This is a genomic window from Dielma fastidiosa, assembly GCF_003475485.1.
Classification (GTDB): domain Bacteria; phylum Bacillota_I; class Bacilli_A; order Erysipelotrichales; family Erysipelotrichaceae; genus Dielma; species Dielma fastidiosa.
In genome coordinates this window covers 666,832-692,766 of record NZ_QRQL01000001.1, presented here as the reverse complement: position 1 = coordinate 692,766, position 25,935 = coordinate 666,832, and the positions used below count along the sequence as shown (strand labels likewise).

Genomic DNA, 25,935 nt, shown 5'->3' with positions numbered 1-25,935 from the left:
AAATAGTGTATAATTATTGTAAAGGAAGTGTTTTATGCGTAAAAGATACTGTTGGGGAATTGTGACCATTGCCGTGCTTATTTTGATATGGGGGAATTCGATGCTGCCGGGCAGCATTTCAGGAACCATTTCTTCTGAGGCATCACAGGGAATCCTGAGTGTGATTTATAAGCTGATTCCTAATTTTCCTTTTGATTTTGACAGCTTTCATTCCTTTATCCGCAAAGCTGCGCATTTTGGTGAATATGCCCTGCTTGGTATTTGTTTCTATCAGTTTGTATGTACTTATCGCATAAAGCATCCGCTGATTTATACTTTAATGTTATGTGCCGGCTGTGCGTGCATCGATGAATTGATTCAGGCATTTACACCGAATCGTTTATCAAAGCTGAGTGATGTGATGCTCGATAGTATTGGTGCGTATTGCGGTATGGGTTTATGTCATAGAGTGAAAAGGAGGATGAATGATGCAAGTAATGGATGGCAAAAGAATGCGGGAAGCTGATGCGATCGCTTTAGAGGAATATCAGATTCCGACGCTGCTTTTAATGGATCGCGCCGCCGATGCGCTGATGAAGGAAGTTTTGCGCTGGCATGTGAAGCGTGTCTGTATTTTATGCGGTTTGGGCAATAATGGCAGTGATGGGCTGGCGTTAGCGACGCAGCTGCAGCGTTTTACGGATATTAGTGTCAGTGTTGTTATGCTGGGCGAGGGTAATCAGATGCCGGCGGATGGTCAAGTCTATTATCAGATCATGCGTGCCTTGAATATCCGCTCTTTTATTCAGCCGGGTTTAGAGGATCTGCGGCTTTTGCTGCATGAGTCTGAGCTGTTGGTGGACTGCTTGTTTGGCACGGGGCTGAACCGTGGGATTGATGGTTTATTTTATGATGTGATTGAAAGTGTAAATGCCAGCGGCAAGCCGGTGATCAGCTGTGATATTCCCAGCGGAATTCATGCCGATACAGGCCAGATTTTAGGCACGGCGGTGAAGGCAAAAGTGACGGTTACTTTTCAAAATCCTAAGCTCGGTCTTTATTTAGAGCCAGGCAGCCTGTACTGCGGGGATATTGTGATTGCGGATATCGGTGTGCCGAATGTGGTGATGGAAAGGCTGAAAAGCGGCTTTGAATTATTGGATCAAGAGCTTGCGCACCGGCTCTTGCCGCCAAGAGCGCGCAATGCGAACAAGTATACGTGCGGTACAGCGCTGATAATCGGCGGTTCCAAAGGGATGAGCGGGGCTTTGCAGATGTGTGTAAAGGCATGTCTTTACAGCGGCTGCGGACTGACGACTTATGCGGCGCCGGCTTGTATTATGAATGCGCTGACTTCATCGCTGCCGCAGGCCATGAGCATTGCTGTTTCTGATAAGCAGGGGCATTTTGATAATGAATTTTGTGATGAACTGTTTAAGGCGGCACAGAACGTTGATGTGATTGCCTTTGGCTGCGGAGCGGGGCGCAGTGAGGATGTGGAGCGTATACTGGAACGGCTTTTGCTGATTGATAAACCGCTGATCATTGATGCGGATGGTTTATGGGCGTTAAGCCGCCGGCTGCCGCTTTTGAAGAAGCGCCGCAGTGCGACAATTCTGACACCGCATATGGGAGAGATGCAGCGGCTTTGCGCTGTCGATAAGAATGCTCTGCAAAGTGATGTTTTGCGCTATGCCTTTGATTTTGTGAACGAGTATCCGGTGACATTGGTCTTAAAGGGTATGCGTACCTTGATTTTAGAGAAGGGCCGCCTGAGAATCAACACGACGGGAAATGAGGGGTTGGCAAAGGGCGGCAGCGGCGATGTGCTCTGCGGCATGATTACCGCTTTGATGGCTCAGCAGAAACAGGCGTTTGATGCCGCTTCTTTAGGTGTTTATCTGCATGGACTTGCCGCTGATCTGCAAAGTCAGCACACAGCGTTTTATGCAATGACAGCGAATGAATTAATTCAAGGAATCTCTGATGCTTTCCTTGCCGCTATGGATGAATAACAATATTGACAGGTTTCCGCAAGGAACCTGTTTTTTCTAATTGATGACAGTTTAGTCATTCATTTAGATAATTATCTAAATGTTATTGACAGTGACGCAGCTCTTCTCTATACTGAAGATGACATGGAGGTGAGGGCTTGAGTTTTCAGGAAACATTTAAAGCATTATCCGATCCTACCCGCCGCGAGATCTTGGAAATGCTGAAGCAGCATAAAATGAGTGCTGGGGACATTGCTTCTCATTTCAATGTGAGCAACGCAACGATTTCGCATCATTTAACGATCTTAAAAACTGCTGGTTTGATTGATGATGAAAAGGTTGGGAAATATATTTATTATGAGATTAACTTAAGTGTTGTTGAGGAAATACTCGGCTGGCTGGCCGGCTTAAGTGATACGAGGTGATAAGATGAAGATCAAATTTAACAGGCGGCTCATGCTGCTGCCGTTCATTAATTTAGCTGCAATACTTTGTCTGCTGCCATTTTTGCCTGAACAGATACCGATGCATTTTAATTATCAATGGGAAATTGATGGCTATGGGTCAAAACTTTCGTTTATGCTGATGCCGCTTTTGCTGATTGGCTTAGGGTTGCTGTTTCAGCTATTGCCGCATATTGATCCCTTAGGCAAAAACTATGCGCGATTTCAAAAAAGGGTTGATCATTCATTCATCGCTCTGTCATTGTTTATGATTGGTACTGAACTGATTATGATTCTGGCTGCTACTTCAATTGATTTTATAAAACCAGATATTTTATTTCAAGGTTTGTTTGGCTTATTATTTATGTTTTTGGGCAATATCTTCCCTAAAATCAAACATAATTATTTTATGGGAATAAAAACACCATGGACCATCAGCGATGAGGATAACTGGACAATGACACACCGCTTTGGCGGTAAGCTATGGTTTCTTGGCGGCTTTCTTGCCATCTTGTTCATTGTGCTGCCCAAAGAGCTGCGTACCATTGCTTTAGTGATTGACCTAATTGTTATCACTTTAGCGCCGGTGATTTATTCATATATTTATTTCAGAAAGACAAGAGGATATGAAAATGCTTGAAATTAAAAATTTTTCTAAAAGTTATGGTGATAAGAAGGTTGTTGACAATTTGAATCTGAGCGTTGAAAATGGTGAGATATTCGGCTTCATTGGCCATAATGGTGCCGGCAAGACCACAACAATTAAGAGTATTGTGGGCATTCTTGACTTTGAAGCCGGTGATATCTTAATTGACGGCAAATCAATTAAGAATGATGAAATGGCATGTAAGCGGATTATGGCCTATATTCCTGATAATCCGGATATTTATGAATCTTTGACCGGAATTCGTTATCTTAATTTTATCGGTGATATTTATAAGGTGGATGCAAGGCTGCGGGAAACTTTGATTCGGCAGTATGCGGACGCGTTTGAATTGACGGCCAATCTGGGTGATGTGATTGCTTCTTATTCACATGGTATGAAGCAGAAGCTGATGATTATTTCCGCATTGATTCATCAGCCGAAGCTGCTGATTCTCGATGAACCGTTTGTCGGTTTAGATCCTAAGGCTGCGCATATCTTAAAGCAGCTGATGCGTGAGCTGTGTGATCAGGGTGGTTCGATCTTTTTCTCTACTCATGTTTTAGAGGTGGTGGAGAAGCTTTGTGACCATGTCGCAATTATTAAGAATGGGTCTATTATTACTGAGGGAAGCATTGATCAGGTTATGGGTGATCAAAGTCTTGAGGAAGTATTCCTGGAGCTGACGGATCATGAGTAATTTTATAAATCTTGTAAAGCTGCAGACGAGGAATTTATTATTCAGCAGTATCCGGCATACAAGAAGCAAGGGGAAACAAGCAGCGGGGATGGGCTTTTTAGCCTTTATGGTGGTTACCTTATTGGCGGTGTCCAGCTTTTATTCAATAACGCTGCTGAATGCGCTTCAGGGTGAGGAGCGGCAGCTGGCTCTATATACGATGGCTTTGGTGGCTTTTGTACTGCTGCTGGTTTTTGCGGCATATAACTGCGGCAATCATCTGTTTGGCAGCAAAGACTATGACCTGCTGCGTTCAATGCCGATTTCTAAAACGGCGCTGGTTGCCAGTAAGCTGCTGTCGTTTTTATCTCTGCAGTATTTCTATGCCTTGTTTCTGCTGCTGCCGGCAATCCTGCTTTATGGTTTATTTACAGGACAATCATTATTTTACTATCTGGGCGGGGTTGGGATGTTTTTAGTCCTGCCGATGCCGGCGGTGGTTTTATCAGCGTTGTTTTCGTTAGTGATTGGTTATGTCTCCAGTCATTTTAAATATAAGAATTTAGTCAGCAATCTTTTAATGATGATCTTTATCGTGTTGGTCTTTTTCGGTTCATTTATGATACAGACACTGGTTGGCAGTGCTGTTGATGTACAAGAAGTTATCCGCAACATGCAGCTTTATCTGCCATTCTTTGGCTTAATGGTAAAAGGCATGATTGAGGGAAGTCTGCTGAGTTATCTGCTTGGTTTTTTATGCAATGTCCTGCCTTTTGTATTCTTTGTGGTTTTCTTTGCCAAGCGTTTTACGTCTATTAACAGCCGATTGAGAGGCAGCTATCGCGAGAAAAATTATAAACTGGCTAAAATTAAACAAAGCTCAAGCTTTAATGCATTGTTTATGAAGGAGGTACGGCGTTATTTTGCCTGCGGTATCTATGTGATGAATACGGCTTTTGGACCGGTTATCATGCTGGGTGCCTCTATCTTTGCTTTATTCAGTAAACAGAGCTTGATGGCGATCATGAATGAACTGCCGGCGGAATTGACTTCGCAGATCAGTGTGATATTGGCGCTTGGATTGATTTTCTTAATTGTCATGAGCTGTACAACGAATTCATCAATTTCTCTTGAGGGCAGGCATCTATGGATCATTAAGTCATTGCCCATCCGCACGGAGGAAATCTTTGCGGCTAAGATCGCGCTGAATCTGATGATTCTGATTCCGGCAGCGATGCTTTCGGTTCTGTTATTGGCACTGTTGTTTTCATTAAATATCGCAGAGCTTTTATTGCTGCTTCTGTTATGTGCAGTTACGGCATTCTTTACAGCAAGTTTTGGCTTGATTGTGAATCTTAACTTTCCGCGGTTTGACTGGGTCAGTGAGACAACGGTTGTGAAGCAGAGTATGGCATGCATGATCAGTATTTTTGGCGGTATGATTTTATCTGGTATCATTGCCTTTATATCGATTCAAGTGATCGGCAGTATGCCGGTGCTTGTTTATCTGTTGATTTTAAACTTATTTTTTATCTTATTGGGTGTAATTTGTCTGATTTATCTGAAAAAGGCCGGCATTGCGCAATTTAAGCAATTATAGCATGCAGTTCATGATGAAGTCAGCAATCAGTGATTCAAGAGATGCAAGCTGGATCACAAAATTCTAAAGCCGAATAATTGAATGATATGGGAGCTGAAACGGCTCCTTTTTGTTTTACTAACCACCCATTATGCATGTTAGAATATGAATTAAAATGCTTTCTTTGATCGTATGAATCAGCAAGTATGTTAAAATAGAAGCACTGGAGGGATTCTATGGAATTATTACTTTATATATGTTTGATTGGGATTGCAGTGCTGGCTGTTTTGCTGTTTGTGCTGCATCTTGGTGATAATAAAAAAAATGCGGCGATGATGGCGGAGCTGAAGCTGATGAAGCAGGAGCTGAGCGCATCAACGCAGAATCAGGTAAGCAGCCTGTCAACGGTTTTGTCTGATTCACAGAAAACCTTTATGGAGCTTCAGAATATGCGGCTTCAGGAGCTGAATCAATCAATGAGTTCTCGTCAGGATGTTTTAGCGGCCAATATCAATACGCTGATTAAGCAGATGGATGAGCGGATGCTGAAGGTCAATGAATTAAATACTGCCAACAATGAGATGGTACGCCGTCAGCTGTTTGAAACGAGCAGCCAGCTTGAGGAAAAGGTGAATGTACTGACCCGTCAAAATGAAGATAAGATGGAACAGATGCGTACAACACTGGAACAGAAAATTACGGAAATGCAGGCTGACAACGGCAAGCGTTTGGAAGAAATGCGGGTTACGGTTGATGAAAAGCTGCAGGATACGCTTGAAAAGCGTATTTCTAAATCATTTCAGCTTGTGTCTGAGCGTTTGGAACAGGTTTATAAGGGACTTGGTGAGATGCAGACGCTGGCTGCCGGTGTCGGTGATTTGAAAAAAGTGCTTGGCAATGTGAAAACCCGTGGTATTTTAGGTGAGATTCAATTGGGAGCCATTTTGAAAGAAATCTTGGCGCCTGAACAATTTGAAGAAAATGTCGCGACCAAAAAGGGCAGCAAGAATGTTGTTGAGTTTGCGATAAAAATGCCTGCTGATAATGATCGCTTTGTTTATCTGCCAATCGATTCAAAGTTTCCAAGTGAACCTTATGTAAAGCTGCTGGATGCTTATGATACCGGCGATAAGGAACAGATTAATGCGGCGGGGAAGCTGTTGGATACAGCGATTAAACAGAATGCTAAGGATATCCGAGATAAGTATATTGATGCCCCGAATACAACGGATTTTGCAATCATGTTCCTGCCATTTGAGGGCTTGTATGCGGAGGTTGTGCGCCGTGGGCTGATTGAAGTGCTGCAGCGTGACTATAAAATCAACATTGCCGGACCTACAACGATGGCGGCCTTATTAAATTCATTGCAGATGGGCTTTAAAACACTGGCTATCCAAAAGCGTTCCAGTGAGGTTTGGGATGTACTGGGAGCCGTTAAGACAGAATTTGAAAAATTTGGTGATGTTCTGTCGAATACTCAAAGCAAGCTTGATCTGGCACAGAAGGAGCTTGATAAATTGGTAGGTGTACGCACGCGTCAAATTCAAAAACGACTCAGTTCAGTGACTTCGCTGGATGAATCGGCTTCAGCGCAGATGATTGAGAATACAATGGTTTTTGCCGAGGAAAGTGAAGAATAAAAATGAGCATTGTGAATGCAAGCAATGCTTAGATAGCTTATACTTAAGGTAAGGAAAAAGGAGAAATGCGATATGGTATTTAATAAATTAATTAATGGTGTGCAGATTAGCGCCAATGAGGAAATGAGTGATCAGGATTGCCGCAATTACATTGAATGGGCCAGAAAGAAGAATCCCGGTCATGTCATTGAATCAATGAATCTTGAATTTGATGGTGAGGATGTCGGTATCGAATATAAAATTGCACCCGTGCCTTTTGAAAAGATTCGCCGCATTACCGGTTATTTGGTAGGCACGCTGGATCGCTTTAATGATGCCAAAGCAGCGGAGGAGCACGACCGCGTTAAGCATACAATTTAAGGGAAAAGAAAAATGCGCAGATCAGCGATTAGGACTTGATGTGCGCATTTTTATATTCCGTTATTATTTTTGGCATTGCTTAATAAAGCACTTAAACAGCTTCAGCTGATCCGGCTCATGCGTTAATGCTTCAGGATGCCACTGAACAGCTAAAATATTATCGGCTTCAATAGCTTCAATGTAGCCCTCGCTGCTGAAAGCAACGGCTTTTAAGCCATCACCCAATCGATCAATCACCTGATGATGCAAAGAATTGACCTGTGTGCTTTCATTAAAGATTGAGGCTAGCTGACTGTCCTTAACGATCTTAACTTCATGAGTTAATACATGACGGTCTGCCTTTTGGCTGTGGTTGGGAATGTCTTGAATCAGTGTACCGCCAAAAGCTACATTTAATACTTGCAGGCCCCGGCAGATTCCTAATATTGGTTTGTGCTGCTGCATAAACGCTTGAATAAGGTTTAAGTCAAGTGCGTCAATTTCATCAAAATAATCCGTCACAGTAGGATCAGGCAGCTGATGATAGAGCGCGGGGTTTAAATCAGCACCGCCAGGCAGCAATAAGCCATCACATGTTAAAGCGGCTTGTTTGGCATCCATTAACGGAAAGATGGGAACGCCAAGGGCATCAATCTTATCCAGCATATATAAATAATCAGTATTCGCGTAATGATAGGTATAATCCTTGTCTTTCATGCAGCGTACCGCCACAGCAATTTTTGTTTTCATTTGTTCACCTCAGATATTTGTATTTTATCATAAATTATAAGAGGATAAAAGCTTTTAACTATGTTATAATAACCTCGAAGAAATTGGAAATGAGGCGTTTTATGAAAGAGATTCAATGCCCAAAATGCAATGCGCTGATTCAGCTTGATGAAGCGGGAGGCTGTACCCATTGTCATTATGAGTTAACTGCCAATGATATTGTAAGCAGTTTGTTTGATGATGAGTTTTTCAAGCGGTTGGCACTCGATGAAAAGCATCCGCTGCGTGAGGGATATGCTTATTATTTTGATGGCAATCTGAAGAAAGCAGAGCCGCTTTTCAGTTCTGTTGATAAACGGGATAAAGCGTTTATTTATGCTTATTTCGGAGAGATGCTATGTATCAGCGATGGGTTTGAAATCAGTTTTGCGCCTTTTGAAGAGCCTTATCAAAAGATGATGCAGACCATATTGAAGCAGACTAAAAATCAACCGGAAGCGGCATGGCTGAGTTTCATTTTAAATCGCTATCTGATGAAAAATAAAGCCCTATATGATGAACAGCTTGCGAAGATTGCATCACTGAAGCAGCAGCAGGCTGCTGAAATAAATGCGAAGGAAAATGAACTGCGTTCTTTAGAGCTGAAAAAGGCTGCCAAGATACAAAAGAAGCGTGAGCAGCTGCCAGCTCTTAAATGGGGTGTGCTGATAGGCATATGGCTGCTTTCGGCAGTGTTGTTTACTTGGGGCTTTGTGGCTGGCAAAGCATCGTACTTCACTTTGATCATTGCGGCACTTGTGCCTTATACATATTGTCTTGCATTAATTCCTTTAATCAGTTATGCCAATAATGAAAAGAAGTTTTATGGCTTTTCTTTGCTTTTGTTAGTGCTGCTTTATCCGACTTATTTTGCGGCAATGCTGATTGGTATGCTGATTATCAATGATTCAACGCTGTTTTCACTGACAATATTTCAGGAGCGTTTATTGATTTATGCGGTTATTTTAGGTATATCATCCTTCATTCAGTTCATTGTTTTTATTCTGAATGAAAATAAGCTGCATAAAAAAAATGGTTAAGTATACGCCGGCTAACAGCTTTGATGTCAGTTTAGATCAAAGCGCGCTGACACTTTGCGAGGCTGAGGCGTTAGTTATGGATAAATGGTTAAATTTTGATAAGAAGGAGAACAATTATGAGTAATGTATATGAAGAAGCATTAAAGAAACATGCGCAGTGGCAGGGAAAGATTGAAACTAAGGTTGTCTGTGAAGTCAATAATGCAGAAGATCTGACTTTGGCCTATACACCGGGAGTTGCCCAGCCATGCCGAGAAATTCATCAGGATTTAAAGAACGTTTATAAATATACCGGTAAGGGTAAAACGGTAGCGGTTATTACAGACGGTACGGCGGTATTAGGCTTGGGAGATATCGGGCCGGAAGCGGCTTTACCGGTAATGGAAGGCAAATGTGTATTATTTAAACGGTTTGCGGATGTCAACGCGGTACCAATCTGTCTCGATACAAAAGATCCTAAAGAGATTATTGCCATCTGTAAGGCATTGGCACCAGCTTTCGGCGGTTTTAATCTTGAGGATATTTCAGCCCCTCGCTGTGTTGAAATTGAGAGAACATTAAAAAAGGAATTAAATATACCGGTTTTTCATGATGATCAGCATGGAACGGCGATCTGCGTGACTGCGGCTTTGATCAATGCCTTAAAGGTTGTTAATAAAAAGGCTGAAGATATTACGGTTGTTGTGAGCGGCACCGGTGCGGCAGGTTCTTCCATCATTCATATGCTGAAAGATTTTGGCGTGAAGGAAATCTATGGTTTTAATATTAATGGCATTGTATTAAAAGCGGATAAGGAGAAATATGATTTCTTAACCCAAGAGCTGTGTGAAATCACAAATTCAGAGAATAAACGGCTGAGTATGGCGGAAGCTTTAAAAGAGGCTGATGTTTTTGTGGGTGTCAGTGCGCCAAAATTGCTGAATAAAGAAATGGTTGCCGGCATGAAACGTGATCCGATCATTTTTGCGATGGCGAATCCTGAACCTGAAATAACAGTTGAAGAAGCATTGGCTGGCGGTGCCCGTGTTGTTGGTACAGGCCGCAGTGATTTCCCTAATCAGGTAAATAATGTATTAGCTTTCCCAGGTTTATTTAAGGGAGCTTTATCGGTGCGGGCGACTAAGATTACAGAGGAAATGAAAATGGCGGCGGCCAGAGGTATTGCCTCTTTGATCAGTGATGAAGAACTGAATGAAAATTATGTTATTCCTTCTGCCTTTGATCCTAGAGTTGCCGATATGGTAGCAGCTAAGGTAGCAGAGGTTGCATTGGCAAGCGGCGTTGCCCAAAAAGCAGAGTAAATCTGCTTTTCTTTTAAGAATGGAGAATTTATGGAAATTAAAGATGAATTGACAGGCTGGTATCGTCAGTATCACCGTAAGCTGATTTTCAGGGAAAGCGGTGATCCATATGCGATTTGGGTTAGTGAAATCATGGCCCAGCAGACGCGGATTGATACGATGCTGGCCTATTATGAACGGTGGATGAAAGACTATCCCACAATTGAGGCATTGGCATCAGCACCGATTGAAAAGGTGTTAAAAAGCTGGGAGGGGCTTGGTTATTACAATCGTGCCCGCAAGCTGCACGAAGGCGCACAAATGGTTGTGCGTGATTATCAGGGTCAGCTGCCTGCAAATCTTGAGCAGCTGCGAGCAATACCGGGAATCGGCAATTATACAGCGGGTGCAATCGCTTCAATTGCTTTTAAAATGCGGGCGCCAGCTGTCGACGGCAATGTGTTAAGAGTAATTTCAAGATTGCTGCTGATGGCCGATGATATCAGTTCGCAGAAAACACATAAAAAGGTCTATGATCTTGTGTATGATTTAATGGCTGACAGTAATCCTTCTGACTTTACACAGGGTTTGATGGAGCTAGGCGCATTAATCTGTACACCGCTGGCATGGAAGTGTGAACAGTGTCCGCTAAAAGCGAAATGCCAAGCGTATGCAGCTGGCAGACAGGCTGAATTTCCTGTTAAGAAAGCCAAAAAGGCACCTGCAGAGGTTGATTTAATCACTCTAATTGTACCTAAAGAAAATCAGCTGCTGCTGTGCCGTGATTGGCAGGATGGTTTGATGGAAGGCTTTATGCGGCTGCCGCAGTTTACAGAGTTAAAAACTGAGCATCTTAAACATCTGATGAAGAAAAAACATGTCTTTTCACATCGGATTTGGCATATGGATGTATATCTTGCAGATGCTTCACAAATTGAATTAAAGCCAGGCTGGGAATATGTCAGTTTGGAGCAATTAGACAATCTTTCAATTGTGACCGCGCATCGCAAAATCATTGATCAATACAGGAGGAAATATCTATGAACTTAAATAAGCTTCAGGAAGCAATGCGAAATCTTGGTTTAAATCAACTGATTGTTGCTTCACCCAAACAAATTGATTATTTAATTAACCGCCGCTTTGAATGCGGTGAGCGGTTGCTGGTATTGGTTGTTAAGCCGGATCGGGCAGTTTTAGTGCTGAATGAGCTGTTTCCAATCGATCCTATCAATGGTGTTGAACTGGTAAATTATAATGACTGTGATGACGGCGTTAAGGTGGTTGCCGATTTGCTTGATTCAGGTCATGTTGGTGTTGATGGTGAGTGGCCGAGTGCATTCTTACTGCGTTTGATGAAAATCCGCCCTGAGCTTGCAATCAGTGATGAAACAGATATTATTTCAGATTTGCGGGCAATAAAAAATCCGGATGAACAAGAAAAAATGCGTAAGGCATCACAGCTGAATGATCAGGTAATGCATGAAGTCAGAAAACTATTGAGGGTAGGCGTGAGTGAGGCAGAGGTAGCCGCTCAAATTCATGATTTGTTTGTCGAAATCAGCGGCGGTGATGAGAGTTTTGAAACGATTGTCGCATTTAAGGAAAATTGTGCTGATCCGCATTGTATGCCGGGGGATAAGGTATTGCAGGCAGGTGAAAGCATCGTCATCGATATGGGCTGTAAGTATCAGGGATACTGTTCAGATATGACAAGGACTTTCTTCATTAAAGAAAATACAATGAAGGAAGTGTATGACCTTGTACTTCAGGCAAACATGGCTGCGAAGCAAGCGGTGAAACCGGGTGTCAGATTCTGTGATATCGATGAGGCAGCGCGCCGTGTAATCCGTGATGGCGGTTATGGCGAATACTTTATCCATCGCCTTGGTCATGGTATCGGTATGAGTGTGCATGAACCCTATGATGTGAGCGGCAGCAATGAGCGGATTGTTAAAGCGGGCATGTGTTTCTCAATTGAACCAGGAATCTATCTGCCTGGTGTGGGCGGTGTGCGCATTGAGGATTTGGTGCTGGTCACTGAGGATGGCTGTGAAGTGCTGAATCACTATCCGTATGATATTGAAGTGATTGATTAAATGTTCTTTTAATGAATATGATATAAATGAGAATCAAAAAAATTATGGCTTTATGAAATGTTTATTCTATAAGGTCATAATTTTTTTATGCTTAATTTTGGCTAATTTAAAACCAATTAGTGACGTTCGTTGACTTAATAAATGTATAAAGCTATAATAAAAGAAAGAAAAAGAAAATATAAGAAAGGATGAGATGTATGAAATTTATTGGATATATACCTTTTGGCTACCCAAATATTGAAAAAAGTATAGAAATTGTAGAAACTTATGTTGCAGCTGGCTGCAAATCCTTAGAGATTAGTTTCCCGACGTATGATCCTGTTGATGAAAGTGAGATGATAACTGAATACATGAGGAAAGCATTGTCAAATTGTAATGATTATGAAAAATATATGACAGGCATTCAATGTGTTAGGGATAAGCATCCTAATCTTGAAATAAATTTGTTAATGTTTGTGGACATCATTGATCAAATTGGTCTGGAAAAGTTATGCAGTTTTTATACTAAAAACAGAATTGCTTGTATTATATGTCCTGATATTGACACAAATAAAGAGTTAAAGGCATATCTGGTAGGAAATGGTATTAAATTTTCATCACCAGTTCATTACGATTTTACTGAAGCTGAAATTAAAAATTGCTTAAATAATGATGGATTTGTTTATGTGCAAGCTTTTCCTACTAAGGGTCAAAAAGTTATTGAAGGTTATGATACGCCGGATAAGATAATCTCTTATTTGAAAAGAGTGGGGGTAAAGCAGCCTATTTATGCAGGTGTTGGTATAAAAACTGTGGAGGATGTTCAATTAATTAAAGCTGCTGGTGCTGATGGATTTTTTGTTGGCGGTACGCTAATGCGAATTATGGAAGATGATAGTCTTCAGTTAGCAATTAAACAATTTATTGATGCAGGTAAATAAAAAAGGAAAAATAAGGAAAAACAATAAAAAGAAAGTTAAAGGATTGACATTAACCTAATATTTTGTTAATATTTGTATGTAAAAGAAAGAAAACGAAAACAAAAGCAAGGGGATGTCATAGGTGAGGAAAGCAAATGTTTCAAGAAGAAAGATTAAAATTTATCGTAGATTATGTCACTAAAAATAAAAAGGCATCGACAAAAGAATTGAGTGAGCTGTTAAGTACATCGGTCGTGACAATTAGAGCAGATCTTAAAATTCTGCAGGAAAAAGATTTATTAGTTAAAACCCATGGTGGAGTAATGATTAATTCTTATAAAATTAACGATGTGATTCCATCCAATGTTAAATTTCAAAAGTTTAAGCGTGAAAAAGCCAAGATAGCAGAATTGGCAAATCGTTATATTTCTGATGGCGATATTCTTATCATAGACTCTGGATCAACAACCCTTGAATTAGCAAAATGTATAACTGCAGAAAATTTAACAGCTTTTACAAATGATTTGCAGATAGCTATTGAATTATCAAAGAAAAGAAACATTGATCTAACAGTTTCTGGCGGAACGCTTATTCCTGATGTTTATACATTAACCAGTTATGAAGCAGTTAACTTTTACAAGCATTTACATGTAGAAAAACTGTTCCTTAGCTGTGATGCCATAGATGCTGAATTTGGTATTTCTAATCGTGATAAACGCGAGGTGGAAATAAAAAAAGCTATGTTAAAGGCAGCTAATGAAGTTATTCTAATGGCTGATCACAGTAAAATGAATAACAGTGTTTTATTGCAGGTAGCCGATTTTGAAGATTTTGATAAACTAATTGCTGATGATATACCGGCCGATTTAAGAGCCGTTATTCAAAGCAAAGGAGTTGAAATAATTACTGAATAGGAGGGAAAAATATGTCAGTAACATTAGCAAGAATTGATGATCGTTTAATTCACGGACAGATTGTGCATGCATGGATTGAATACTCTAAGGCAAAACACCTTTTGATTGCAGATGATTTTGCGTCAACTGATAAAACATCTCAGCTAATGTTAAGGTTGGCAGCTCCCAAGACAATTAAATTAGTAATCCTCTCTTTAGAGGAAACGATTAATTATATAAAAGAAAATGAAAATGAACCAATCTTTCTGATTGTACGTAATCCAGAGAGTATGCTTAAATTGTTGAATCTGGGTTTAGTCCTTTCTGAAATCAACTTAGGGAATATTAGTATGACTAAGTCACAAACTGGCAGAAAAATGCTTTTAAAAAATATTCATGTTGAACAGAATGATGTTGATTGTTTGAAGGCAATAGCCGAAAAAGGCGTTTATATATATATTAAATTGGTACCAGATGAACGTCCAATTGATGCTATTGACCTGATAAATAAGAAATATTAAAGAAAGGAAAGGGGTCATTATGTCATTATTAACTCAGGCACTTATCGCTTCATTGGTAATGTTCATCGTGTGGCTGGATTATGAATGGGTTCATGTCTGGACATATCGTCCAATTGTTTTAGGTCCTTTGATGGGCATTTGCCTAGGAAATTTGCAGATTGGACTTGAAGTAGGTGCAACCGTAGAATTAATGTTTTTAGCCACTGTATGGGTAGGCTCAGCTGTACCGCCAAATGAAATATTATCGGCTGGTATTGCTACTGCTTTAGCAGTTACAACAGGGGATGCAACGGTAGCTATCGCTACAGCGCTGCCAATTGCAATATTGGGCAGTGCATTACTTACATTTAGGAATACGTTTATGAATACCTTTGCAATGCAGCATTTTGAAAAGGCTGCAGGTAAAGCAGATATAAAAGGAATGAAATTTTGGGGTATTATCATTCCTGTAGGTCTTTATCATTTAGTATTATTTGTTATACCAACATTCATTGCAGTATATTTTGGAGCAGATGTCTGCGTAAAAGTATTAGAAATGATACCTCCGGAAGTACTGGCAGCAATTAACTGCGGAGGCCGTATGATTGGTGCTGTCGGACTTGCATTATTATTAAAATCAATTAACTTTAATAGAGCTTGGCCATTCTTCTTTTTGGGCTTCATATTCTCTGCTTATCTTGGTGTAGGTAACTTAGGTATTACGATGCTGGCGGTTGTCGTTGTAGGAATCATCTACATGTATAAAGAAAAGACAGCCAGTAATAAGTAGGAGGAAAAATCATGGCTAAATTAGAAAAAAGTGATTTATGGAGGCTGTTTTGGTCAAGTCAATGGTTCACGGTTGGGTGTAATAATGAAAAGTTTGAATCTATGGGTTTTACACTATCATTAATACCAATTATTGAGAAACTTTATAGTAACGAGGAAGATCGCAAAGCTGCTTATTTACGGCATCAGGAAATATTTCTGACTGAGGCTCAATGTGCTAAGACTGTTATTGGCATAACTGCAGCAATGGAGGAACGTTATGCCAATGAAGGTGACATTCCCGTTGAGTCAATTGGAGCAATTAAAGCGGCAATGATGGGACCTTTAGCAGGTATTGGTGATACGCTGTATCATGGTACTTTACGTCCAATCTTTGCGGGCATCGCAGTTAGTTTGGTAGCAGCAAGTGGATATACTAGTCCGCTAGGCTCAATTCTCTTCTTCTTGATCATGGGCGGAATTGGTCAATTAATTAATTGGTTTGGCATCTTTAAGGGATATGAAAAAGGTGTTGAACTAGTTGCAAATATTGAAGAAGCGGGTCTTATAGACAAAATAAGAGATTATGCTTCCGTCTTAGGCTGCATTATCATGGGTGGATTCTCAGCTGTATTTGTTACGATAAATCTAGGTATAGAATATAATGCCGGAGAATCGGTAGTGAATCTGCAAAATACTTTAGATAGTATGATTCCGCATTTGCTGCCAATGACATATACATTATTCTTGTATTATCTAATTACCAAAAAGAAGGCTAACCCTATTGTATTAATGGTAATAACCATGGTTGTAGGAGCAATTGGTTATATGCTTGGAATCTTTGCGTAAATGATAACCTGATAAGCGTATATGGCACTGTAAGGATGTCTGGGAGGATCTATGAATAATTTAGAAAAAAGTAATTGTTTAAAGGAGCATTTAGCTCCGGATAGTGTATTAACATTTATAAAAAACATTGAAGAGATAATTGAACCGCATGGCATTGTAATGATTAAAAATGGCAAGATTATCTTAGATGCTAAGTGGGAACCTTATTCTACTGCCAGGCCTCATGCAGTTAATTCAGTAACTAAGACTTTTATAGGTATTGCTATTGGATTATTATATGATAAAGGTTTGATTCGTTTAGAGGATAAAGTTATTAGTTTCTTCCCTGAGGTTAAAATAGATTTACATAATACACAAGTCAGAGAAATGACAATTAAAAATGTGTTAACAATGTCGATGGGACAAATAACTACACCTATATTAGATGCTGATCGCAGTTGGGTAAGTGCTCTATTGAATAATCCAGTTACTTATACACCTGGAAGTATGTTTCATTATGATTCATTAGCCTCTTATTTATTGTCAGCTATTTATACAAAAGTTAAAGGTGAAAGTATTGCCGCAGGACTTCAGCGAGAATTATTTATGCCCCTTGGTATCGAGAATGCATATTTTTTTGATAATAAAGAGGGAATTACGATTGGTGGCTTAGGTTTATTTATTCCTACTATTGGCTTAGCTAAAACTGGATATATGTTAATGAATCATGGCGTTTATGCTGGACATAGGATTCTGTCTGAAGAATGGTGTCAGATGCAATTAGCTAAACAAATTGATAATGCTGCTGCGTTTGCACCAAGTAAGCATGAGAGTCGCCAGGGCTATGGCTTTCAATGCTGGCATTGTGTGAATGGTGGCGTTAGAATGTCAGGGTTATGGGGACAAATGTGCCTAATGATGCCGGAATATAATTTTGTGATGGCAATTAACGCGAGGGGCTCAAGTTCTCAGCCAGTTCTAGATATATTTAATAAGACGATTTTACCAGCATTACAAGATGGAGATATTGAAGGTAGTCAATGTGAACTTGATCATTATCTTAGTACTCGTAAAGTAACGATTAATAATAATGATTTCACTTCTTATATGAAAGATATAATCAATAATAAAGAAGTGACAGTCAGTGCTGATGATATTTATGATGTATCTAGATTTAAACTGACATTTGAAAATGATTTGCTTTTGTTTGAAGTTGAGAGAAAGAATAAAACATATAGTTGTATCTATCAGCAAAATTGTTTGAGAAAGGGTAAATCTAATATTGTAGATTTGTTTCCTCCTTATTATGATTCTCTGGCTAAGTCTAAAAATGAATTATTGAACTATCATGAACCAGTATGCTTTGCACAATATATTTGGGAAGATGAAGGCACACTCTTACTGACTGCTTTATTTGATAATGAAGCCACACACTTTATAATTCGTATTCATTTTGATTATGAATATGCGGCTTTTGAATGGCAGCCTCTATCATGTTTTACCAAATATGAACATGTAATTGTTCACGGGAGATATGTATGATTGGTATTTTATTGATAAGTCATGGTAATTTCTCGGTTGGAATTAAAAATTCAGCCGAAATGTTTTTCAGTAATTCAATTGATGCATTTGATGCAATTGTATATAACGAGAATATAAGTTTGGAACAATTTGATGAACTGCTCAAAAATAAAATTCAAGAACTGGATGATGGTTCAGGAATTGTCATTCTTGGTGATCTCGCTGGCGGAACACCAATAAATCGTTCAATTTCTTTATTGAATGATGATGTTTATCTAATTGCTGGCTTTAATTTTAATTTATTAATTGATTTATTAATTAAGCGTAAGGTTCTCTCTCATATCAGTGAATTAAATTTACACGATATGATTGAAGAGGCAAAATCAGGGATGATTTTCATTAATGAATTACTGGAGGTGTTATAATTGAAATTTATTGATTTATTTAATAAAAAGCCCATAATTGGGATGGTTCACTTGCTGCCTTTACCTTCAAGTCCTTTATTTGATGGTGATTTAGATAAAATCGAAGCACGAGCCATAGCTGATACTGAGGCATTAATTCAAGGTGGTGTTGATGCCTTTATTATCGAAAATTTTGGGGATGTGCCTTATGATAATACAATTTCCCTAGAAGCTTATTCAGTGATGTTGTCAATAACAAATAAAATCAGACAAATGACTGAAATTCCATTTGGATTAAATATCCAATTTAATTGTATCGAACATGAATGGTCGATGGCGTATGCAGCCAAGGCGGATTTTATCAGAGTTGAATCTTTTGTGGAAAATCGAATTGGAACTCACGGCATTAGTTTTGCCAGTGCTCCCAAACTAATGAGGATGAAAAACTCATATCCTGCAAAAAGCATGATTTTCTCCGATATTAATGTTAAGCATACATATCCGATGACCGAAATAACAATGGAAGATGCCGCCCATGAAGCAATTGAATCGGGTAGTGATGCAGTAATTGTTACTGGTAAGATAACAGGTCAGAATCCTAAGCTAGAAGATGTACAGGATTTAAAGGACAAAATTAGAAATATACCAATTTTAATAGGCAGCGGTGTAAATTCAGAAAATGTTAACGAGTTTCTACAAGTGGCAGATGGTATAATTGTCGGCAGCTCTTTAAAATATAACGGTGATGTATATCAAGGAATTGATCCACTACGAGTAAAGAATTTTATGAATATTGTCAAGGGACATCAAGCATTTGCTGATTGATTAAATAAAAATAAACAGCAGAAGGTATTTAAACCATCTGCTGTTTATTATTGATGACGTTTTGACAGTCCCATTTTTTGAAGCAGCGCTTCCTGCAAAAGTGATGAAAAGTTTATATTCTCCTTTTCGGCTAATTGATTCAGCCATGCGGGAAGCGTTACATTTTTTCTGATAGATTTTGTGCTGTAAGTCTTTGTCCATTCATCCATATCGATGCTGATAAGTGCGGTATATGTATTCTCACCGGTTTTATATTTTAACATATCTGAGGCAGCTGGCGGCATAATACCACGTTCAAGATAGTCAGCAATACCGATTCCTAATGCTTCCTCCGCTTTCTCAAAAGCCTCCTGTAAATTCATGCCTTGAGTCACAATGAAATCAAAATCGGGATAGGTAACGGTAATACCATCATCAGCGATTGTAAAAACAGCCGGATAATAAAATTTTCCTAACATACATTTTTCCTTTCTCTTTTACTGGCTCAATAAATGAATTATTAGTATATCATAATTATAATACGCATTATACGCATTGTAAAGAGCTAGTCAGTGTTTTTATTTTTGTTTATAGAAAAGCATTAAACAATGATTACACTGATTTTTTTCATATTTTTAATTATCATTGACATCGGACTTGTTTAGCAGTATAGTGAAATTCCATAATAAGCAACTTATTATCATTCATGTCTGGCAATATGAATGCAAAGTATCAAGACATGGCTGTGCTGATAATCATTGCACACAGATTTATCTGACATGTCCGCTGATGGTCTAACTGTACTGAAGGAGGTAAGTATCATGATACAGGTGGAGCATCTTAGTAAATCATTTAAAGTAGTGAAGAAGCAATCGGGGATGATGGCTTCTTTTAAGTCGTTGTTTCATCATGAAACGATGACTATCAAAGCGCTGGATGATATTTCATTCAACATTAAGAAAGGGGAAATCGTAGCGTATATTGGCCCTAACGGTGCCGGTAAATCTACAACCATCAAGATTATGAGCGGTATTCTGACACCGGATGAGGGAACGGTTTCAATTAATGGCAAGGTGCCATGGCTTGATCGAGTGGATTATGTTAAGGATATCGGCGTTGTATTTGGTCAGCGAAGTCAGCTGTGGTGGGATGTTTCAATTATTGACTCTTTTAACTTATTGAAAGACATTTATTCAATTGATGAGCAAGCTTATAAACAGCGTCTTGATGAGTTAAGCGAGCAGTTAAAGCTTAAGGAGCTGCTTCACATACCTGCCCGTCAGCTTTCATTGGGGCAGCGAATGCGCTGTGAACTGGCAGCCTCTTTGCTGCATGCGCCGTCTATTCTGTTTCTTGATGAGCCGACGATTGGTCTGGACGCGGTTTCTAAGCTGGCTGTGAGAGAGTTTATCCTAAAACTGAATCAGCAAAATGAAACCACGATCATTCTAACAACCCATGATATGCAGGATATTGAAGCGCTTTGTCAGCGGGTGCTTTTAATTGGTAAGGGGAGACTGCTGTATGATGGCACACTTGAAGAATTAAAGCGGCAATATGCATATGAGAAACAAATTACTATCCTCTATCAGGGTGAGCTGACAGTGCCCAAGCATTGCCATCTGATTGAAACAAAGGATCTGCTGCCGCTGATGTCAGCCGTATTGGAAATTGATACCCGGCTTACAAGCAGCGCGGCGGTAATGAAGGAGCTTACAGCGGTGATGGATATTAAAGAGTTTTCAATTGCCGAGAAAAGTATTGATGAAATTGTCGCTATGCTTTACCGGCAGTTTGAGATTCTTTAGAGGTGAGCTATGAAACAATATATTGCTTTCTTCAGAATCCGCTTTATTAATTTTCTGCAATATAAAACAGCCGCTTGGGCAGCTGTTGGTACACAGTTTATTTGGGGTACGCTTGAATTAATTGTTTTCAGTGTTTTCTATGATGAAGGAATCGGAATCTTTCCGATGGATTTTCAGGCTTTGGTTGATTATATTTGGCTTAAACAGGCATTTCTTTCCTTTTTTGCTTTATGGGTATTAGACAGTGATATTTTAGAATCAATCCGTGACGGCAGCGTTGCCTATGAACTATGCCGGCCAATTAACCTATATGAAATGTGGTTTTCTAAATGCAGTGCTTCACGGCTTTCTAAATGCAGCCTGCGCGCTATTCCAATCTTATTAGTTGCCATGCTGATACCCGGGCGATTCCGTATGAGCCTGCCTGCTGACTGGCAGCTTTTTGGCTTATTTATCATTTCGATGGCAGCCGCTTTAATCATTATCAGTGCCTGCTGTATGCTGATTTATGCCATTACCTTCTACCTCTTGGCTCCCAATGGCATCACGTTAGTGATATCTTCAGTGGCAGATTTCTTATCGGGTGCGGTTATACCGCTGATGTTCTTTCCTGAACCGCTGCGCAGGATTGCGGAGCTTTTACCCTTTGCTTCGATGCAGGATTTGCCCTTGCGCATTTATGGCGGTGAATTAGCCTATATGGAAGCTATCCATGTCATTTTGCTTCAGCTTTTCTGGGCGATTGCATTGATAGCTTTAGGGAAATGGCTGCTTAAACAGGTGCTTAAGCGGGTTGTTGTGCAGGGAGGCTAGTATGAAACTATTTTTTCGATATTTTCTGATGGAATTAAAATCAGCGATGGAATACAAGCTTTCCTTTTTATTAGTGGCACTGGGACAGTTTATAGTATCTTTCAGTGCTTTCTTAGGCGCGGCATTTTTACTTCAGCGCTTTACGAGCATTAAAGGATACAGTATGGAAATGATCATGCTTTGTACGGCAAGTGTTCTTTTACAGTACACATTGGCAGAATGTCTGGGCCGTGGTTTTGATAACTTTCCCTCGTTAGTAAAAAGCGGGAAATTTGACCGCATCCTATTGAGACCGCAAAATACAATGCTTCAGGTGATGGGCAGCCGTTTTGAATTTACCAGAATCGGCCGTCTGATTCAAGCGGTTATCCTAATGGCTGTAGGCTTAAATGGTGCGAATGTGGCATGGAGTATCGGCAGGATCATGACGCTGATTTTTATGATGATTGGCGGTATCTGTTTGTTTATTGGTATCTTCATCATTACCGCGGCTTTTTGCTTCTTTACGATTGAGGGATTGGAAATCTTTAATGTGTTTACTAACGGGGCAGTCGAATTTGGGAAATATCCTATTGCTGTTTTTGGCAAACGCATTCTTCAATTCTGCACCTATATCATCCCTTATGCGCTGATTCAATATTATCCGCTGTTATATCTGATGGGTGAGAGTAATCAAACGTTTTTGATTTGGGTGCCGTTATTGGCCTGCCTATTTTTGATTCCGGCGGTGCTGATTTGGCAATTTGGTGTTAAGCATTATAAATCATGCGGTTCATAAAAGATGGAAAGGGTTGAAGCTGACGGCTTCAGCCCTTTTCTATGAAATAAAAAACTGCCGCGTTTTCGGCAGTTAATTAGTATTTTAATCTTTTAATGTATTCAGCAAGCCGCCTTTTAGAAGGAATTCAGCCTGCTGGGCGGTACATGGCAGGTAAACCATAAAGCTGCGGCCTTTGGTTTTGTTCATGACCACTAGTGTTGTGTCACCTTGAATCGCATGCAGATTTTTAAATTCTAATTCATCCATTTCATCGATCATGTCATAGTCAGCTTCATTTTTAAACAGACATGGCAGAATACCAAAATTATATAAATTGGCCTGATGAATACGGGCAAAGCTTTTCGCAATCACTGCCTTGATGCCAAGATACATCGGCGCTAATGCGGCATGTTCACGGCTGGAGCCTTGTCCATAGTTACTGCCGGCAATGATAAAGCCGCCATGCTCTTTAATACAGTCATCATGGAAGGCTGCTTTTTGATTCATGAAGCAGAATTCAGAGATTTTTTCAATGTTGCTGCGGTAAGGAAGCACTTTAGCGCCGGCCGGCATGATGTCATCCGTAGTAATGTTGTCACCCACTTTAATCATAACTTTTTTACTGATATGATCGGGCAGCGCTTCATTTTTCGGCAGGGCTTTGATATTTGGCCCGCGGATGATTTCCGCATTTGGATCACACTGCGGCTGAATCAGTGAGCGGTCATCAATTGTGTAATAAGGTAAATCCAAAGCAGGCTCATAATCCATGGTGCGCGGATCGGTAATAACACCCGTGATTGCACTGGCAATGGCGGTTTCACATGATACCAAAGCGACACTGGCGCTCAAAGTACCGCTGCGGCCATAGAAATTACGGTTAAACGTTCTCAGTGACCAGGCATTGCTTGCCGGTGATTGACCCATGCCGATACATGGTCCGCATGTGCTTTCTAATAGACGGATACCGCTTTTAATAATATCGGTCAGCTTATTGTTTTCCGCCAGCATGCTTAATACCTGCTTTGAACCCGGTGAGAGGGAACAGCTGACATTTGGCGCGATGGTTTTATTGCGTACAATATTGGCTACAGTGCATAAATCAAGATAAGAGGAATTAGTACAAGAGCCGATTGCGACCTGCTGGATCGGCCGGCCTGCTACCGAAGCGACGGTAACCACATTATCCGGTGAGTGCGGCAAGGCGATCATCGGTTCTAATTCATCAAGATTAAGCTCGATAATTTGATCATAGCATGCATCCTGATCAGCTTTGATTTCTTCAAATTCATCTTCACGCTGCTGTTTCTTCAAAAATTCCAAGGTACGCTCATCACTTGGAAAGATGGAGGTTGTAGCGCCTAATTCAGCACCCATATTCGTTATAGTAGCCCGCTGCGGTACGCTTAGGGTAAGCACGCCGTCACCAAAGTATTCAATAATTTTACCGACACCGCCTTTAACGCTTAATAGCTGCAGGACTTTTAAGATGATGTCTTTGGCAGCCACGCCGTGCTGAAGCTTACCGCTGAGGCGGATGCCGATAATTTCAGGCATAGTTAAAGCAAAGGGTCTGCCGGCCATCGCTGCTGCTACATCTAAACCGCCCGCACCAATGGCTAAGGCACCCATACCGCCGGCTGTCGGTGTATGAGAATCCGAACCCAGCAGCGTCTTGCCTGGTCTGGCAAAACGTTCAAGATGCACCTGATGGCAGATACCGTTGCCAGGTCTTGAAAATATGATGCCGTAACGATTTGCGACACTTTGCAGATACTGATGATCATCGGCATTTTCAAAACCGCTCTGTAATGTGTTATGATCAACATAGCTGACTGAAAGCTCCGTTTTAACCCGATCAATACCGATGCTTTCCAGCTGCAGATAAGCCATTGTACCAGTAGCATCCTGAGTCAGTGTCTGATCGATGCGAATCGTGATTGGGGCACCTTTTTTCATTTCTCCGGATACCAGATGTCTGGCTATGATTTTTTCACTTACTGTATTCATCTTCTCATTTCTCCTCTTTTTCAAAACTCATTATAGCATGATTGGTATTGAATTGAAACTATAAATGTAATATAATGAAAGAAATGTGAAAACTAAGAAAGTGGTGTGGAAATGAATCGTGAACTAGCAGAAATATTTAAACAGTCAGTCAATGACAATGCCATTGAAAATGGCTTATACAAAACCTATGAAGTAAAAAAAGGGCTGCGCAATGAGGATAGTACCGGTGTATTGGTCGGTTTGACAAAGATTGCTGATGTTGTGGGCTATAAGCGGGTTAACGGTGAGAAGGTCGATGATATCGGCCGTTTATATTACCGGGGTTATGAGATTAAGGATCTGATTGACGGCTTGGATTTCAGTGAGCATCATGCTTTTGAAGAAGTCGCTTTTCTGATTCTTTTTGGCAAACTGCCCAATGCTTCAGAATTAGCGCTTTTCATGAGCTATCTGCAAAGTCATTACGCACTGCCGAAGGACTTTTTAGAACTGAATATCTTACGGATGCCGGGCAGGAATCTGATGAATAAGGTTCAGCAGGCGATTTTAATGCTGTATGGTTATGATGAAAACAGTGATGATACAACGGCGATGAATACGCTGTTTCAAGGCTTAAATATTATTGCCAAAATGCCGGCTATCATTTCTTATTCTTATCAGGCAAAACGGCATAATTTTGATGATGAAAGTCTGATCATCCATCAAATTGATCCGCATTGTACGATTTCAGAAAGCATCCTGCGGCTGATCCGCAGTGATATGCAGTATACAGATACCGAGGTGCGGGTGCTTGACTGCATGCTGATCCTGCATACCGATCACGGCGGCGGCAATAACTCAACCTTTACCAATGTCGTTATCTCATCAACCGGCACAGATATCTATTCAGCAATCAGCGGCAGTATTGGTTCATTAAAGGGGCCGCGTCACGGCGGTGCCAGTTTGGCGGTCTGCCAGATGATGAGTGCGGTCATTGATGAGATTGGCTATCAAGCAGATGATGCCGCAATCAGAGGTATTGTTGAGCGGCTGCTGGATAAAGATTTCTTTGATCACAGCGGCTTGATCTACGGTATCGGTCATGCTGTTTATACATTGAGTGATCCGCGTTCTGAAATCTTGAAAGAAAAGGCTTATATGCTTGCTGAAGAAAAACAGATGATTGAACAGTTTGATTTCTATAAGCGGTTTGAAGAAATTGCGAAACAGTGTATTAAAGAGCGCAAGGGCAAGAGTGTTTCCAGCAATATTGATTTTTACAGCGGCTTTGTTTACAGCATGCTGAATATTCCCCAGGAGCTTGTCAGTCTGCTGTTTGTGACCGCCCGGATCGTCGGCTGGCTGGCACATAATATTGAGGATAAATGTTATTGTGATAAGATTGTCCGGCCGGCAACAAAATATGTTGGGGATACAAAAAAATTTGTTAAAATTGAGGAGCGATAGA

Annotated in this window: 27 protein-coding genes and 1 pseudogene; 25 read left to right on the top strand and 3 right to left on the bottom strand. The window is 40.3% G+C overall.

The annotated features are described in order from the left end of the window. Window positions 1–34 precede the first annotated feature (34 nt). From DWZ33_RS03585 to nrdD, 8 genes and pseudogenes are all read left to right on the top strand, one after another. Window positions 35–505 carry a VanZ family protein gene (locus DWZ33_RS03585; RefSeq protein ID WP_118453819.1) on the top strand — a complete coding sequence of 157 codons (471 nt, stop codon included), beginning with the start codon at window positions 35–37 and terminating at the stop codon, window positions 503–505. Then, on the top strand, window positions 465–1,994 hold the full coding sequence (locus DWZ33_RS03580; protein ID WP_118453818.1) for an NAD(P)H-hydrate dehydratase: 1,530 nt from the start codon (window positions 465–467) through the stop codon (window positions 1,992–1,994). Before DWZ33_RS03585 ends, DWZ33_RS03580 begins: the two co-directional genes overlap by 41 nt. Window positions 1,995–2,131: 137 nt before the next feature. Further along, on the top strand, window positions 2,132–2,398 hold the full coding sequence (locus DWZ33_RS03575; protein WP_022936788.1) for an autorepressor SdpR family transcription factor: 267 nt from the start codon (window positions 2,132–2,134) through the stop codon (window positions 2,396–2,398). Window positions 2,399–2,402: 4 nt separating this feature from the next. Continuing rightward, window positions 2,403–3,056 carry an SdpI family protein gene (locus DWZ33_RS03570; RefSeq protein WP_118453817.1) on the top strand — a complete coding sequence of 218 codons (654 nt, stop codon included), beginning with the start codon at window positions 2,403–2,405 and terminating at the stop codon, window positions 3,054–3,056. Next, complete coding sequence (locus tag DWZ33_RS03565) at window positions 3,049–3,759, top strand: ABC transporter ATP-binding protein (RefSeq protein ID WP_022936790.1); 711 nt, start codon at window positions 3,049–3,051, stop codon at window positions 3,757–3,759. The genes DWZ33_RS03570 and DWZ33_RS03565 overlap by 8 nt, the downstream gene beginning before the upstream one ends. Then, window positions 3,752–5,338 carry a hypothetical protein gene (locus DWZ33_RS03560; RefSeq protein ID WP_118453816.1) on the top strand — a complete coding sequence of 529 codons (1,587 nt, stop codon included), beginning with the start codon at window positions 3,752–3,754 and terminating at the stop codon, window positions 5,336–5,338. The genes DWZ33_RS03565 and DWZ33_RS03560 overlap by 8 nt, the downstream gene beginning before the upstream one ends. Before the next feature lie 215 nt (window positions 5,339–5,553). Further along, window positions 5,554–6,957 carry a DNA recombination protein RmuC gene (locus DWZ33_RS03555; RefSeq protein ID WP_118453815.1) on the top strand — a complete coding sequence of 468 codons (1,404 nt, stop codon included), beginning with the start codon at window positions 5,554–5,556 and terminating at the stop codon, window positions 6,955–6,957. A gap of 255 nt (window positions 6,958–7,212) precedes the next feature. Then, window positions 7,213–7,317, top strand: a pseudogene (nrdD, locus tag DWZ33_RS18495) (anaerobic ribonucleoside-triphosphate reductase); the annotation flags it as partial. 63 nt (window positions 7,318–7,380) lie between these two features. Here the strand turns inward: nrdD and DWZ33_RS03545 are convergent. Beyond that, complete coding sequence (locus DWZ33_RS03545) at window positions 7,381–8,046, bottom strand: gamma-glutamyl-gamma-aminobutyrate hydrolase family protein (protein WP_118453814.1); 666 nt, start codon at window positions 8,044–8,046, stop codon at window positions 7,381–7,383. Between the two features lie 101 nt (window positions 8,047–8,147). Here DWZ33_RS03545 and DWZ33_RS03540 point away from each other — a divergent pair, with 101 nt between their 5' ends. The 13 genes from DWZ33_RS03540 to DWZ33_RS03485 all read left to right on the top strand — a co-directional run bounded on the left by DWZ33_RS03540 (window position 8,148) and on the right by DWZ33_RS03485 (window position 19,118). Further along, entirely contained in the window at window positions 8,148–9,104 is a 957-nt protein-coding gene (locus tag DWZ33_RS03540) for an Rcat domain-containing protein (RefSeq protein WP_118453813.1), read from the top strand. Continuing rightward, window positions 9,097–9,228, top strand: a complete 132-nt coding sequence (locus DWZ33_RS18410) for a hypothetical protein (RefSeq protein ID WP_276330524.1) — start codon at window positions 9,097–9,099, stop codon at window positions 9,226–9,228. Before DWZ33_RS03540 ends, DWZ33_RS18410 begins: the two co-directional genes overlap by 8 nt. Continuing rightward, window positions 9,221–10,405, top strand: a complete 1,185-nt coding sequence (locus DWZ33_RS03535) for an NAD(P)-dependent malic enzyme (RefSeq protein ID WP_118453812.1) — start codon at window positions 9,221–9,223, stop codon at window positions 10,403–10,405. Before DWZ33_RS18410 ends, DWZ33_RS03535 begins: the two co-directional genes overlap by 8 nt. A 30-nt stretch (window positions 10,406–10,435) precedes the next feature. After that, window positions 10,436–11,428, top strand: coding sequence for an A/G-specific adenine glycosylase (mutY, locus tag DWZ33_RS03530; protein WP_118453811.1), 993 nt, complete (start codon window positions 10,436–10,438; stop codon window positions 11,426–11,428). Beyond that, window positions 11,425–12,480 carry a M24 family metallopeptidase gene (locus DWZ33_RS03525; protein ID WP_118453810.1) on the top strand — a complete coding sequence of 352 codons (1,056 nt, stop codon included), beginning with the start codon at window positions 11,425–11,427 and terminating at the stop codon, window positions 12,478–12,480. Before mutY ends, DWZ33_RS03525 begins: the two co-directional genes overlap by 4 nt. Window positions 12,481–12,677: 197 nt before the next feature. Next, the gene (locus tag DWZ33_RS03520; protein ID WP_182425496.1) at window positions 12,678–13,400 is read left to right on the top strand and encodes a tryptophan synthase subunit alpha; all 723 of its coding nucleotides are present in this window, start codon (window positions 12,678–12,680) and stop codon (window positions 13,398–13,400) included. A 134-nt stretch (window positions 13,401–13,534) separates the two neighbouring features. After that, window positions 13,535–14,293: a DeoR/GlpR family DNA-binding transcription regulator gene (locus DWZ33_RS03515; protein ID WP_118453808.1), complete on the top strand. Its 759-nt coding sequence runs from the start codon at window positions 13,535–13,537 to the stop codon at window positions 14,291–14,293. An 11-nt stretch (window positions 14,294–14,304) separates the two neighbouring features. After that, window positions 14,305–14,793, top strand: a complete 489-nt coding sequence (locus tag DWZ33_RS03510) for a PTS sugar transporter subunit IIB (RefSeq protein ID WP_022936802.1) — start codon at window positions 14,305–14,307, stop codon at window positions 14,791–14,793. Between the two features lie 19 nt (window positions 14,794–14,812). After that, on the top strand, window positions 14,813–15,562 hold the full coding sequence (locus DWZ33_RS03505) for a PTS mannose/fructose/sorbose/N-acetylgalactosamine transporter subunit IIC (RefSeq protein ID WP_022936803.1): 750 nt from the start codon (window positions 14,813–14,815) through the stop codon (window positions 15,560–15,562). Window positions 15,563–15,573: 11 nt separating this feature from the next. Further along, window positions 15,574–16,389 (top strand): PTS system mannose/fructose/sorbose family transporter subunit IID, encoded by an 816-nt coding sequence (locus DWZ33_RS03500; protein ID WP_022936804.1) that lies wholly within the window; start codon window positions 15,574–15,576, stop codon window positions 16,387–16,389. A 51-nt stretch (window positions 16,390–16,440) separates the two neighbouring features. Beyond that, complete coding sequence (locus tag DWZ33_RS03495) at window positions 16,441–17,910, top strand: serine hydrolase domain-containing protein (RefSeq protein ID WP_118453807.1); 1,470 nt, start codon at window positions 16,441–16,443, stop codon at window positions 17,908–17,910. After that, window positions 17,907–18,314 (top strand): PTS sugar transporter subunit IIA, encoded by a 408-nt coding sequence (locus tag DWZ33_RS03490; RefSeq protein WP_118453806.1) that lies wholly within the window; start codon window positions 17,907–17,909, stop codon window positions 18,312–18,314. The genes DWZ33_RS03495 and DWZ33_RS03490 overlap by 4 nt, the downstream gene beginning before the upstream one ends. Beyond that, a complete protein-coding gene (locus DWZ33_RS03485; RefSeq protein WP_022936807.1) occupies window positions 18,315–19,118 on the top strand; it encodes a BtpA family protein in 804 nt (267 codons plus the stop codon). 47 nt (window positions 19,119–19,165) lie between these two features. Here DWZ33_RS03485 and DWZ33_RS03480 read toward each other — a convergent pair whose 3' ends face one another. Then, on the bottom strand, window positions 19,166–19,576 hold the full coding sequence (locus tag DWZ33_RS03480; RefSeq protein ID WP_118453805.1) for a type II toxin-antitoxin system HicB family antitoxin: 411 nt from the start codon (window positions 19,574–19,576) through the stop codon (window positions 19,166–19,168). 342 nt (window positions 19,577–19,918) lie between these two features. Between DWZ33_RS03480 and DWZ33_RS03475 the strand changes: the two genes are divergently transcribed. Genes DWZ33_RS03475 through DWZ33_RS03465 form a run of 3 tightly spaced genes read left to right on the top strand, consistent with a single transcriptional unit; the run spans window position 19,919 to window position 22,496 of the window. Beyond that, window positions 19,919–20,905 carry an ABC transporter ATP-binding protein gene (locus DWZ33_RS03475; protein WP_118453804.1) on the top strand — a complete coding sequence of 329 codons (987 nt, stop codon included), beginning with the start codon at window positions 19,919–19,921 and terminating at the stop codon, window positions 20,903–20,905. Between the two features lie 9 nt (window positions 20,906–20,914). Further along, the gene (locus tag DWZ33_RS03470) at window positions 20,915–21,718 is read left to right on the top strand and encodes an ABC transporter permease (protein ID WP_022936810.1); all 804 of its coding nucleotides are present in this window, start codon (window positions 20,915–20,917) and stop codon (window positions 21,716–21,718) included. 1 nt (window position 21,719) lies between these two features. Further along, complete coding sequence (locus tag DWZ33_RS03465; protein WP_118453803.1) at window positions 21,720–22,496, top strand: ABC transporter permease; 777 nt, start codon at window positions 21,720–21,722, stop codon at window positions 22,494–22,496. A gap of 84 nt (window positions 22,497–22,580) precedes the next feature. On the opposite strand, the gene DWZ33_RS03460 is transcribed toward DWZ33_RS03465, so the two are convergent. Beyond that, complete coding sequence (locus tag DWZ33_RS03460) at window positions 22,581–24,488, bottom strand: aconitate hydratase (RefSeq protein ID WP_118453802.1); 1,908 nt, start codon at window positions 24,486–24,488, stop codon at window positions 22,581–22,583. A gap of 111 nt (window positions 24,489–24,599) precedes the next feature. On the opposite strand from DWZ33_RS03460, the gene DWZ33_RS03455 reads away from it, so the two are divergent. Then, window positions 24,600–25,934, top strand: coding sequence for a citrate synthase (locus DWZ33_RS03455; RefSeq protein ID WP_118453801.1), 1,335 nt, complete (start codon window positions 24,600–24,602; stop codon window positions 25,932–25,934). The last annotated feature ends 1 nt before the right edge of the window (window position 25,935 follow it).